We start from the raw sequence: 11,757 nt of genomic DNA, 5'->3' as shown, positions 1-11,757 counted from the left end.
GTGAGTCGGCCGACCGTCCGGCCGAGCCAGCGGAAGAAGCTCATACCTCAACTAGGGGCCTGGTCGTGATAAGGGTTGACGTGACCGGAGGCGACGGATACGGCGAGAGGGGAGCTGGACGCGCGACGCGAGACACAAGACTCTCATCCCCTTCCTCCCTCCTGCCGACCGATGACCGCACGCGCCTCTATCGACGTCGAAGACCTGCTGAAACTCGTCCTCGTGCTTGTGGTGGTCTGGCTCGCCCTCGAAATCGTGGGGGAAGTCGTCGGCCTGTTCACCGCCCTCCTCGGCCCGCTCCGCCCGCTCCTCGGGGTGGTCGTCGTCGCCGTCATCGTCCTCTGGTTCCTCGACTACCTCTGACTCCCGCCGCCGGTGGGCGACGCTCGCCGGGACACTGAAGCGACTCCCCGACCAGTGTCGAGCGTGTTCAGTCTCAACGCTCCGGTTCCCGGCACCGTCTCGCGCGAGGCCGCGAGCCTCCGCCCCGCGCTCGCCGGCGCGGGCGTCACCCGGTTCCGCGACAGGCACTCCCTCGTCGTCAAACGGTTCGAGGACCGGGACGAGGAGCGGTACGTGGTGCTCCCTCGACTCAGAGAGCGACTCCGGACGGTCCTCCGGGACCAGCCGACGTTCGAGATACGGGTGGCCCGCGTCGACGTCTTCGAGAACCCTCCGCGGGGTCCGGGACCGGTCGTCTACCTCGCGGTGGAGAGCCCGGGCCTCCGCGAACTCCACGAACGACTCGTCGACGCGTTCGGGGCCATCGAGGGGCTGGAGGGCGACGGCTACGTCCCCCACGTTACACTCGGACGCGGCGGGACGTTCGACGCCGACGCGCTCGCCGACCTCTCGGCGCGTGTCGACCCCGTCACGTGGACCGTCTCCGAACTCGCTGTCTACGACTCCCGGGCGCGAGAACCGGCCGCACGGCTGTCGCTACCGGGTTAGAAGCCGACGAACCGCCAGACCACGTAGGTGGCGACGGCCCAGACGACGAGCGCGGCGAACCGGATCGCGACGGTGGGTCGAGAGCGGACGGCCCGGGCGCTACCGTTCCCGTTCTCGCTCCCGTTCGACCACCCGCATCTCCATCGGCTGGCGGGGGTGCATCGTCAGCGACCCGCGGAGGTCGAACGGTTCGTCCCGCAGATACTCAAGGCGGTACTCCTGGCAGACGGTTCCTAGGATGAGCCGTGCCTCGAGCATCGAGAGCTGTTTACCGATGCAGAACCGGGGACCGGCACCGAACGGGAAGTACGCGAACCGGTGTCGTTCGTCGGCCCGTTCGTCCAGCCAGCGGTCGGGGTCGAACGTGAGCGGCGCGTCCCAGTAGCGCGGCGACCGGTGGACGGCCCACTGCGAGAGCATGACCGCGCTCCCCTCTGGGACGCGGTATCCACTCAGCCGCACGTCCACCTGTGGCTCGCGGAAGATGGTGTACACCGGCGGGTAGAGCCGCATCGCCTCGTTCAGGACGGCCTCGGTGTACTCCATCGCCCGGACGTCGCCGAACGTCGGCCGCTCCCCGTCGAGGAGGCTGTCGAGTTCCGCGTGGACCCGTTCTTCTACGTCGCGATGCTGCGAGAGCAGGTACCAGGTGTACGTGAGGGTGAGCGCCGTCGTGTCGTGGCCCGCCAGCAGCATCGTCACCATCTCGTCGCGGAGGTTCTCGTCGGTCTGTTCGCCCCGGTCACGGGCGCGCAGGAGGACCGAGAGGAGGTCCATCGGCTCCTCCTCGCCGTCGCCGTACTGCGTCCCCTCCCGTTCGTCGATGAGGTCCCAGACGACTTCCTCGATGGTCGACAGCGCCTTCCGGTACTCGCGGTTCTCGCGGGTGGGCGCCCAGTCCGGAATCGCGAAGCGGAACGGGTTCGGCTCGAAGCGCGAGCCGAGCGGTTCGAGGTTCTCCTGGACCACCCTGACCCGTTCGTCGTCGATGGTCGCCCCGAACATCGCCTCGACGATAATCTTCACCGTCAGCCGGGCCATCTCGAGGTGGACGTTCACCACTTCTCCCGCTTCCCAGTCGGCGAGCATCTCCTCCGTGTAGTCGACCATCAGGTCCGACAGCGACGAGAGCCGCGACATCAGGAACGAGGGCTGGGCGAGTTCGCGCTGTTTCCGCCAGGTCTCGCCCTCGCTCATGAGCAGCCCCTCCCCGAGCAGGTCACCGATGGCGTCGTCCTGGAACTTCGGCTTTCGATACTTCGCGTCGTCGGTCACGAGCACCCGCTCGATGTCGGCGGGGTTCGTGATCATGTACGTGTCGATGGGACCGAGTTCGAAGTGCGCGATGTCGCCGTACGCCGCCTCGACCGCCGTAATGAACTCGAACGGGTCCTTCGCGTACTGCCCGCTGTTGCCGATGACCGGTACCCCCTTCGGACCCGGTGGCTCCGTGCTCATTGTCGGTTCTTCGGCTGGAGAGACATGAACCGTTCGGCGCGAGTATCCTGGGGTGAGAAGAGACGACTTAGCCGTCTCGACGCCACGGACACCGTCGGCGTCCGACGGTGTCGGGTCGCGTCTGTGCGTCTCGCCTGTGGCGCCGAATCCGCCCTGACCGGTCCGATGGGGAGACTCACGGCCGTGGTGGCTCGCCAACGTACGCGTCGTGGTCAGTGAAGAAGTTCAGCATCGCGAATTTCGCCTTCTCCGGGGCGACGTCGACGAACTCGGTTCGCTCTTCGGTGGGGAACGAGCCACGGACGCCGTACCGACCCATGTCGCGGCTCTCACGCGTGTATCGCCGGTCGAGCAGGAGACGGACCCCGAAGTCGTCGGGCGAGCGGATGACCCGTCCGAGCGCCTGTCGTGTCTTGCGGATGGTGGGTATCTCCACGCCGTAGCGCCACCCCGCCTCGCTCCCCGGGTAGGCCCGGCCGTACGCGTCCTGGACCGCCTCCATCCGCTCCGAGAGGTGCGGGTAGGGGACGCCGACGACGGCGACGGTCCGTGCGTCGTCCCCGTCGAAGCTCACACCCTCGCTGAGCGTCCCCCACAGCGAGGTGAAGAGTGCCCCGTCGTCGCTGGCGACGAACGTCCGCCGGGTCGCCTCAGTGTCGACGTCGGAGCCGTCGAGCCACAGGTCCGTCTCGACGCCCTCCCCCCGCAACCGCTCGTAGTACCGCTCCGCCTCGGCGTAGGAGGGGAAGAAACAGAGCGTGTTCCCCGGCGTGAACCGGAGGACGTCCCGCAGGGTGTCCGCCACGAGCGCCTGCGTCTCGGGGTCGTTGCGTTCCGAACTGAACAGCGGCGGCACGTCGACGGCGAGCGTCCGGCGGTTCTCCTCGGGGTAGGCGAGACCGTACGCCATCGTCTCCGGGTCCTCGAGGCCGAGGACGTCCCGGGTCACGTCGAAGGGGCGGAGCGTCGCGCTCATCAGCACCGTCGCCGACACCTCGTCGAACAGTTCTCGCGTCACCGCCCGCGGGATGCACGTGTACAGTTCCGCGCGGCCGTACAGGTCGTCCGTCCCGCTGTCGCGTCGGACCGAACACATCGGGTGCTGGCCGAGGTCACTCCCCTCGTCCATCCACGCGTCGACGAACGCCGCCGCGCCCAGCGTCTGACACTCCTTCCGCGAGGTGGTCTCCCCGCGTTTGTACTGCTCCTCGTACTCCTCGTCCAGATGTTTCCCCAGCTGGAGCGCCAGTTCGACCTCCGTCGAGATGCCGGGTCCCTCGTACCGGTCGAGGAAGGCCATGGTGAGGTCGTCGCGCCGGTCGGGGTTCGAGATGGAGAGGTCGTACCAGTTCTCGCCGACCTGTTCGCGCTCGCCGAACGCCAGCGCGTCGTCGTACGTCTCACGGAGCGCGTCGTGGAAGGCCCCGAGGACGTTCTCGGCGGCGTCGGCCCGCGAGTCGTCGACCTCTTCGAGTTCCGACAACGCCGACGCCAGCGTGTTCTCCGTCAGCGTGCGCGTCGCGTGGTCGCGGGCCGCGCTCTCGACGTTGTGTGCCTCGTCGAACACCGTGATGACGTCCTCGGGGTCGCGGCCCAGCCACCGGAAGAACTGCTCGCGGATCAGCGGGTCCAGCAGGTGGTGGTAGTTACACACCACCAGGTCGACGCCCTCCATCCCCTCCTTCAGCAGTTCGTACCCGCAGAGCCCCTCCCTGTCGGCGTAGTCGTACACGTCCTCCGGCGTCCGGACGTCGTCGAACAACCACGAGAAGAACGTACCGGTGTCGCGGGTGAGATTCGCCCGGTAGTGGTCGCAGACGTTGGCCGACTCGAACGCCTCGACCTCCGACTCGAGGCTCTCGAGTTCGTCCATCACGGCCTGCCGCGCGTCGGCCGCCCCGTCGCTCCCCTCCCTGAGGTCGTCGAGGAGGTCCTGTTCGCGTCGCTTCAGTTCTGCGACCTCCTCCTGCTTCTCGACGAGGTCACGGGTCGTGTCGCGGAGGGTCTGACACTCCCGGTAGTCTACGTCGATGTGACACATCGAGGACTTCCCCTTGAACACCACCGCCCGGATGGGCTCCGTCCGGGTGATGGCGCGTGCGTCGGCGACGAACTGACGCATCTGCTGGTGGACGTTGGTCGTGATGACGACCGTCTTGTCCTCCTCCCGGGCATGTTCGAGCGCCGGGACGAGCGCCGAGAGCGTCTTGCCGGTCCCCGGAGCGCCCTCCAGGAGGACGTTCCGCTCCGCTCCGAGTGCCTCGGCGATGCGCGACATCGCCTCGGCCTGGTTCGGGTACGGCTCGTCGTACGGGAAGAACCGCCAGTGGTCGTCCGTCGACCCGTTCGAGGCTGCCACACCCGCTCTCGCGCCCCGATGGGCAAAAAACGCTCGCCCCTGCTACGCGGTGACACACGTTCTCGAACCCCTTTGTTTCCAGTGGAGCTACCTGTTCACTCGGTTGAGAGTTACTCTCTCAGGTCCACGCGCCGAGTAGTCCGACGACGACCCGGAGCGCGCAGAACGCGACGAGCAGCGCTACCGCCCAGAACAGCGTCCGGGCGAGCGGCGGGACCACCGCTCGCTCGACGGGCAGTGGGAGGCTGTTCGAGTCCCTACCCCCGTCTGCGGAGACGTCGCACGTGCCTGGTGGTCGCTCGACTCACGCCCGGTCGGGTCCGAGGACCGACCACCCGCCACCGACGAGTGCGAGTGCGGTGAACGTCGCCCCGGCGGAGGCGGTCCAGACCGGACCGGTCGGCGCCGCGTGCGCGAGGACGACACCGACGACGGGCGGGGCGGTCCCGAGCAGGGTCGCTCCACGCCACTCCCGCTGTCGTTCGAGGACCGTCCCGACGACGGCGCCGCAGAGGGCGAGGACACCCAGCGGCAGGCCGGCGACGAACGCGAGCGCGAGCGTTCCCGGGAGGCCGGTGCCGCTCCCGGTGACGACTGCCAGCGGGACGCCCAGCGCCGCGACGGTGGCGAGGACGCCCGCCTCGGCGTAGAACCGAACCGCCGCGATGAGCGCCTCCCGGACGCTCTCGGCCCCGTGAGACGGCGGCAGGAGACCCACGTACACCGAGCCGACAGCACCCGTGACCACACCGAACAGGAGCGGTGCGTGGAGCGTGACGAACACGACGTCGGGGCTGGTGCCGTAGGCCGAAGCGGTCGCCTCGACCGCTCGGCGAGTCGTGCCGGTGAGCACGCCGAGGTCGGTTAGCACTGCCCCCGAGAGGGCGGCGACGGCGACACCGAGTCCGACGGTCCCGAGTCGGAGTCGGCGGCGGAGGGTGGCGTCGTCGGGGTTCGACATGTCTCACGGTTCGTGAGTGACGACTCGACTCTTGCGATCCGACCGGCAGCGCCCGACGGCCGGATGAACCGGACGGGAGAACAATCAGCGCTCGGTCAGGAGTTCGACCAGCAGGCCGTTCTGGGTGTGCATGCGGTTCTCCGCCTGGTCCCAGACGACGGCGCGGTCGGACTCGAGCACCTCGTCGGTGATTTCTTCCCCACGGTGGGCGGGGAGACAGTGCATCACCTTCGTCTCGTCACCCGCGTGCGCGAGGAGGTCGGCGTTCACCTGGTAGCCGTCGAACGCCGCCAGCTTCTCCTCGCGTTCGTCCTCCTCGCCCATGCTGACGAAGACGTCGGTGTAGACCACGTCGGCGTCCGCGACGGCGGCCTCGGGGGTGGCAGCGATTTCGGGACCGGCCCCCAGTTCGGCTGCCCGGTCCAGCACCGCCGCGTCCATCCCGTAGCCGTCGGGCGTGGCCACCGTGAGGTCGACACCGACCAGTGCACAGCCGAGGACGAACGACTGGCCGACGTTGTTCCCGTCGCCGACCCACGCCACCTTGACCCCGTCGAACCCGAACTGCTCGCGGATGGTGAGCAGGTCGGCGAGCGTCTGGCAGGGGTGGGCCTCGTCGGTCAGTCCGTTGATGACGGGGACGTCGGCGTATCTCGCCAGTTTCTCGCAGTCCTCGTGGTCGAACAGCCGCGCCATGATGGCGTCCACGTAGCGAGACAGCGCCCGCGAGGTGTCCTTGATGGGTTCGCCGTGGCCGAGGTGGATGTCGTCCGGCCCGAGGTAGACGGCGTGCCCGCCGAGCCTCGTCATTCCCGTCTCGAAGGAGGTCCTCGTCCGGGTCGAGGGCTTCTCGAATATCATCCCCAGCGTCCGCTGCGCCAGTTGCGTGTCGTCCTCGCCCGCCTTCAGCGCCGCCGCCCGGTCCAGGACCCGGGTGACGTCCTCGGGCGAGAGGTCGTCGATGTCGAGCAGATGTGTCGTCGAGAGCATCCCCTGTCTACTCCTCCGTCAGCCGCTCCGCGACGTCGACGAGGACCGCCACCGCGGTGTCGAACTCGTCGAGCGGGAGGTGTTCGTTCGGGGCGTGGTCGAGGTCGGAGTCGCCCGGGCCGTACGTCACCATCGGGCAGTCCCAGGCGGCCGCGTAGAGGTTCATGTCGCTCGTCCCCGTCTTGCGGAGGAGCCGGGGGGAGCCGCCGGCCTGTCGGATGGCGACGCGGAACGCGCGGGCCACCTCGGTCCGGGGCGACTCCATCACCGGCGGGATGGGCTCGTTCCAGTGGACGGTCCCCTCGACCAGTTTCGAGTCGGCGAGTTCCCGCAGTTCGTCGGCCGAGAGCGCCGGGGGGATGCGGAACTGCACCTCCATCGTCGCCTCCACCGAGAGGCCGTCGGCGCCGAGGCCGCCGTCGAACCCGACCGGTTTGGTGGTGACCTGTTCGAAGATGGGCCGCCACTCGTCCGCCTCGAAGGCGCTCTCGACCTTCTGCCACCACTCCATCGCCTCCTCGATGGCGTTCATGTCCGGGCGCGAGGAGTGGCCCGACTCCGAGGTGGCGACGTACGTACCGTCGAGGAAGCCGCGGTAGCCGAGGGTGATACCCTCCCAGCCGGAGGGTTCGCCGTTCACCACCGCGTCGGGTTCGTCGCGGTCCTCACAGAGGAAGCGCGCGCCCGACGACGTGGTCTCCTCCTCGACCACGCCGGCGAACGAGACGCCCGTCTCGACGGCCGCGGCGGCCATCGCCGCGAGCGGTCCGGTCGCGTCGACGCTGCCTCGACCCCACAGTTCCCCGTCTTTCACCTCGACCGGGATGTTGCCGGGGACGGTGTCGATGTGCGAGGTGAGAAGCACCGCGTCGTCGGCCGGGGCGCGGACGTTCCCCGCCTCGTCGACGTACGCCTCGCGGCCGTGCGCCTCGAAGAAGTCGACGAGGACGGCCGCCGCCGCCGCCTCTTCGCCCGACGGCGACGGCGTCGACACGAGGTCGACGAGCAGTTCCTGTGCGTCCAGTTCCGTCGTCCGCGTCTGGGGCTTGGTGCTCATCACGTCGTCACCTCGACCAGTGCCTCGATCATCCGGTCCGCGTGTTCCTCCTCGATGGTCAGCGGCGGGAGGAGTCTGAGGACGGTCCGACCGGCGGGTAGCGCGAGGATCTGCTCGTTCAGCGCGAGGTCACGGAGCAGGCGGTTCGACCCGCGCTTCACCTCGATGCCGACCATCAACCCGAGGCCGCGGACCTCCCGGACGGGGAGGTCGTGTTCCTCGGTCGCCGCCTCGATTTCGCTCCGGAGATACTCGCCGACCTGTGCGGCGTTCCCGGGGACGTCCTCCTCGACGATGGTGTCGAGCGTGGCGTTCGCCGCCGCACACACCACGGGGCCGCCGCTGAACGTCGACCCGTGTTCGGGGTCGGCGTCGGCAATCCAGTCTGCACAGAGCGTCGCGCCGAGCGGGAGGCCGTTCGCGATGCCCTTCGCCGCCGTGAGCATGTCCGGGACGACCCCTGCCTGTTCGCAGGCCCAGAGCGTCCCCGTGCGGCCGACGCCGGTCTGAATCTCGTCGAAGACGAGCGCCGCACCGGCGTCGCCGGTGAACTCGCGCGCGGCTTCGAGGTACTCCGTCGAGGCGGGATGGATGCCCCCCTCGCCCTGGACGGGTTCGAGGAAGACGGCCGCCGTCTCCTCGTCGACCGCCGCTTCGAGTTCCTCGGTGTCGCCGTAGGTGACGAACTCGATGTCGCCGGCGAGCGGCTCGAACGGCTTCTTGTACTTGTCCTTCCACGTCATCGCCAGCGCGCCCATCGTCCGGCCGTGAAAGCCCCGACGGGTGGCGACTATCTTCGAGCGCCCCGTGGCGTTGCGGGCGAACTTCATGGCCGCCTCGTTCGCCTCCGTGCCGGAGTTACACAGCCAGACGTTGTCGAGCGTGCACTCGCCGTCTGCGGGGCCGAGCGCCGCGAGTTTCTCGTACAGCTCGGTCCGCGTCGAGTTGGGGTACGACGCCTGGACGTACAGCAACTCGGCGGCCTGCTGCTGGACGGCCTCCGTCACCCGCGGGTGGCTGTGGCCGAGTGCCGCGACGGCGTAGGAGGCGCCGAAGTCCAGATACTCGGTGCCGTCGTCGGTGTACAGATACGGTCCCTCGCCGCGTTCGATCTGAATCGGTTTCTCCGAGAAGACGAACCCGCTCATCGTGTTGCCTCCTGTGTCTGGTTCTCGTCCGAGACTGCGCTCCGCTGGATGTGCGTGCCGCCCGACGCGAGGGCGTTGCTCACAGGGTCGTCGGCGTTCGCGCTCGCGACGACGACTTCGGGTGCGCCCGCGTCGAGCGCCTCCTTCGCCGCCATGACCTTCTTCGTCATGAACCCCTCGGCTGCGGCCTCTAGCTCCGCCCAGTCCTCACTCGTCTCGACGTGCGAGACGAGCGTCGCCGGGTCGTCGGGGTCGGCGTAGACGCCCTCGACGTCGGTGAGGAGGACGAGCGTCGCGTCGAGCGCGCCCGCGACGGCCGCGGCGGCCCGGTCGGCGTCCGTGTTGACGGGTGTGCCGGCGGTGACGTCGCCGTCGTTCTGCGGCGTCTCCGACGCCGTGTCCCCGTCGTGACCGAGCATCGGCGGTCCGGTGACGGGGGTGTACCCCGCGCCGAGGAGCGTCTCCAGCAGGTCGGTGTTCACCGCGTCGATGCGGCCCGAGTGCTCGCCGCGCTTGATCTTCTTCTTGCCGTCCTCGACGACTCTCACCGCCGACTTGCGTTTACCGGCGAGGAGGCCGCCGTCGACGCCCGAGAGACCGAGCGCGTCGACGCCCTGGCGTCTCAGCCCGGCCACGAGGTCGGTGTTTATCGACGACATCGCCATCGTGAACACCTCCATCGTCTCCGCGTCGGTGAAGCGTCCCGTGACACCGTCGGGCGTCTCGACGTACGTTGGTTCGATGCCCATCCGTTCGAGCGTCTCGTCGACCTTCGTCGAACCGCCGTGGACGACGACGACGTCCTCGCCTCCGTCGACCAGCGAGGCGACGTCCGCGAGCGCGCCCTCGGGGTCGACGGCGCGTGCGCCGCCGATTTTGACGACGACCGTCATGCAGACCACCTCTGGTGGTCTAGGGGGTCTCCGGCGAGCGGAGTGAGCCGGAGGCTCATGAGGCTGCGAAGCAGTCTCATGGTGCCCCCACAGGGTGGAACCCTGTCGCGTCTAAGCCTGCGGTCTCGTCGAGTCCGAGCGCGACGTTCGCGCCGTGGATGGCCTGGCCGGCCGAGCCTTTCATCATGTTGTCGATGGCCGAGAACACGACGAGTCTCCTGTTCTTGGGGTCGAGTTCGAAGCCGACTTCGCCCATGTTCGTGCCGGCGACGACCTTCGGCTCGGGGTAGCGGTAGACGCCACCGCCCCCTGCGACCGTGCGCATGAACGGTTCGTCGGCGTACGACTCCCGGTAGGCGCTCCAGAGGTCGCTCTTACTGACGGGCGACGACGGGAACGTGTGGCAGGTCGCGCTCGCGCCCCGGACCATGTCCACCGCGTGGACGGTAAACGACACGGAGAGCCCGAGGAACTCCTCGATCTCGGCCTCGTGGCGGTGGCCCGTGGGCGCGTAGGGCCGGACGATACCCGACCGTTCCGCATGCGAAGACGCGTCGCCGCCCCCTGCGCCTCCTTCCGAGGACCCGACCTTCACGTCGACGACGACCTGTTCGTCGCCGTCGAGAATCCCCGCGTCGAACAGCGGCTTCAGGCCCAGGATGGTGGCTGTGGCGTTACAGCCGCCGCTGGCGATGAGTTCTGCACCGGGAAGGTTCTCGCGGTTGATCTCGGGCAGGGCGTACTCGGCCTTTTCCAGGTACTCGGGGCAGACGTGGCCGTCGTACCACTCGTCGTACTGTTCTTCGGTGGAGAGTCGGAAGTCCGCGGAGAGGTCGACGACCGTGTCCGCGTGGTCGAAGAACTCGTCGATGTGCTCCATCGAGACGCCGTGAGGCGTCGCCGCGAACAGGACGTCGACCGACTCGAGGTCCTCAGGCGACGTGAAGCGCAGGTCCAGTTCCCGCAGGTTTGGGTGGACCCTCCCTACCGTCTTGCGGTCGTACGAGCGACTCGTCGCCTGCGCGATTTCGAACTCGGGGTGGTGGCTGAGCAGACGGAGGAGTTCTCCGCCGGTGAAGCCGGAGCCGCCGACGACGCTTGCGCGCAGTGTCATGCGGTCACCTCTGTCTCTGCGGCGACCTTCGCTTCGAGCCAGTCGACGACCTTCGCGGGCACGTCGACGCTGTCACCGACCGCATCGTTCAGGGCTTTGAACTCGACGGTGTGGTTCACTTCGTGGACAGTGTAATCGTCTCCGACTTCCATCAGGTCCACACCGAGGAGGCCGCCGCCGACTGCCTCTGATGCTCTCTCGACGAGTTCGAGCGCGCGGTCGTCGAGTTCGAACTTCGCCGTCTTGCCGCCCTTCGCGGCGTTCGTGAGCCAGTGCTCTGAGGAGCGCGTCATCGACGCGATGGGCTCGCCGTCCACCGCGAGCACGCGAATGTCGCGGCCGGGTTTCTCGACGAACTCCTGGATGTAGAACACCTTGTGTTCGTAGTGGCCCAGTGTCGCTTTGTGTTCGAGGATGGCCTCGGCCGCATCACGCGTGTCTATCTTCGCCATGAGCCGGCCCCACGAGCCGACGACGGGCTTGAGGACGCAGGGGTAGCCGAACGCCTCGATGGCTTCGAGGGCGGCGTCGGTCGTGAACGTGACCGTCGTGTTCGGCGTCGGGACGCCGGCGGCCTCGAGCGCGAGGCTGTTCTTCACCTTGTCGGCGCACAGCTGCGCCGTCTCCGAGCTGTTGACGACCGGAATCCCGTACGAGTCGAGGAACTCCGTGATGTAGAGGCTCCGGCTCGTCGCCAGGCACCGGTCGAGCACGACGTCGAGGTCGTCGAACACCGCGGGGGCCTCGCTGATGTTGAACTGCTCCTTCCGGACGTCGACCTTCGTCACGTCGTGCCCGCGGTCGCGGAGCTCGGAGAGGAGGAGTT

11 protein-coding genes are annotated in these 11,757 nt (G+C 68.4%); 2 read left to right on the top strand and 9 right to left on the bottom strand.

What is annotated here, in order from left to right; genetic code table 11:
- The first annotated feature begins 171 nt into the window (after positions 1-171).
- Complete coding sequence (locus ACESK5_RS17360) at positions 172-363, top strand: hypothetical protein (protein ID WP_372912838.1); 192 nt, start codon at positions 172-174, stop codon at positions 361-363.
- 63 nt (positions 364-426) lie between these two features.
- Complete coding sequence (locus ACESK5_RS17355; RefSeq protein ID WP_372912837.1) at positions 427-951, top strand: 2'-5' RNA ligase family protein; 525 nt, start codon at positions 427-429, stop codon at positions 949-951.
- A 99-nt stretch (positions 952-1,050) separates the two neighbouring features.
- Here the strand turns inward: ACESK5_RS17355 and ACESK5_RS17350 are convergent, their stop codons facing one another.
- The 9 genes from ACESK5_RS17350 to ACESK5_RS17310 form a co-directional block, all read right to left on the bottom strand.
- Positions 1,051-2,409, bottom strand: a complete 1,359-nt coding sequence (locus ACESK5_RS17350) for a cytochrome P450 (RefSeq protein WP_372912836.1) — start codon at positions 2,407-2,409, stop codon at positions 1,051-1,053.
- A 175-nt stretch (positions 2,410-2,584) separates the two neighbouring features.
- Positions 2,585-4,768 carry an ATP-dependent DNA helicase gene (locus tag ACESK5_RS17345; protein WP_372912835.1) on the bottom strand — a complete coding sequence of 728 codons (2,184 nt, stop codon included), beginning with the start codon at positions 4,766-4,768 and terminating at the stop codon, positions 2,585-2,587.
- 304 nt (positions 4,769-5,072) lie between these two features.
- Positions 5,073-5,729 (bottom strand): hypothetical protein, encoded by a 657-nt coding sequence (locus tag ACESK5_RS17340; protein WP_372912834.1) that lies wholly within the window; start codon positions 5,727-5,729, stop codon positions 5,073-5,075.
- Positions 5,730-5,813: 84 nt separating this feature from the next.
- Positions 5,814-6,719 carry an ornithine carbamoyltransferase gene (gene argF, locus ACESK5_RS17335; protein ID WP_372912833.1) on the bottom strand — a complete coding sequence of 302 codons (906 nt, stop codon included), beginning with the start codon at positions 6,717-6,719 and terminating at the stop codon, positions 5,814-5,816.
- A gap of 7 nt (positions 6,720-6,726) precedes the next feature.
- The gene (locus tag ACESK5_RS17330; RefSeq protein WP_372912832.1) at positions 6,727-7,776 is read right to left on the bottom strand and encodes a [LysW]-lysine hydrolase; all 1,050 of its coding nucleotides are present in this window, start codon (positions 7,774-7,776) and stop codon (positions 6,727-6,729) included.
- A complete protein-coding gene (locus ACESK5_RS17325; RefSeq protein ID WP_372912831.1) occupies positions 7,776-8,924 on the bottom strand; it encodes an aspartate aminotransferase family protein in 1,149 nt (382 codons plus the stop codon). Before ACESK5_RS17325 ends, ACESK5_RS17330 begins: the two co-directional genes overlap by 1 nt.
- Positions 8,921-9,817 carry an acetylglutamate/acetylaminoadipate kinase gene (locus ACESK5_RS17320; protein ID WP_372912830.1) on the bottom strand — a complete coding sequence of 299 codons (897 nt, stop codon included), beginning with the start codon at positions 9,815-9,817 and terminating at the stop codon, positions 8,921-8,923. Before ACESK5_RS17320 ends, ACESK5_RS17325 begins: the two co-directional genes overlap by 4 nt.
- A gap of 76 nt (positions 9,818-9,893) precedes the next feature.
- Positions 9,894-10,931 carry an N-acetyl-gamma-glutamyl-phosphate reductase gene (argC, locus tag ACESK5_RS17315; protein WP_372912829.1) on the bottom strand — a complete coding sequence of 346 codons (1,038 nt, stop codon included), beginning with the start codon at positions 10,929-10,931 and terminating at the stop codon, positions 9,894-9,896.
- The coding region (locus ACESK5_RS17310; RefSeq protein WP_372912828.1) for a RimK family alpha-L-glutamate ligase at positions 10,928-11,757 on the bottom strand (830 nt) is incomplete at its 5' end. The genes ACESK5_RS17310 and argC, both read right to left, overlap by 4 nt.

Origin of the sequence: Salinigranum sp. (assembly GCF_041641895.1) — an archaeon.
Classification (GTDB): domain Archaea; phylum Halobacteriota; class Halobacteria; order Halobacteriales; family Haloferacaceae; genus Salinigranum.
The sequence above is the reverse complement of the archived record's forward strand: the minus strand, read 5'-3'. Positions and strand labels throughout refer to the sequence as shown.

Excerpts from the sequence above, each read along its gene's own strand:
- ACESK5_RS17330 (WP_372912832.1), bottom strand. The coding sequence starts at position 7,776 with ATGAGCACCAAGCCCCAGACGCGGACGACGGAACTGGACGCACAGGAA.
- ACESK5_RS17340 (WP_372912834.1), bottom strand. The coding sequence starts at position 5,729 with ATGTCGAACCCCGACGACGCCACCCTCCGCCGCCGACTCCGACTCGGG.
- ACESK5_RS17325 (WP_372912831.1), bottom strand. The coding sequence starts at position 8,924 with ATGAGCGGGTTCGTCTTCTCGGAGAAACCGATTCAGATCGAACGCGGC.
- ACESK5_RS17360 (WP_372912838.1), top strand. The coding sequence starts at position 172 with ATGACCGCACGCGCCTCTATCGACGTCGAAGACCTGCTGAAACTCGTC.
- ACESK5_RS17350 (WP_372912836.1), bottom strand. The coding sequence starts at position 2,409 with ATGAGCACGGAGCCACCGGGTCCGAAGGGGGTACCGGTCATCGGCAAC.
- ACESK5_RS17320 (WP_372912830.1), bottom strand. The coding sequence starts at position 9,817 with ATGACGGTCGTCGTCAAAATCGGCGGCGCACGCGCCGTCGACCCCGAG.
- argC (WP_372912829.1), bottom strand. The coding sequence starts at position 10,931 with ATGACACTGCGCGCAAGCGTCGTCGGCGGCTCCGGCTTCACCGGCGGA.
- argF (WP_372912833.1), bottom strand. The coding sequence starts at position 6,719 with ATGCTCTCGACGACACATCTGCTCGACATCGACGACCTCTCGCCCGAG.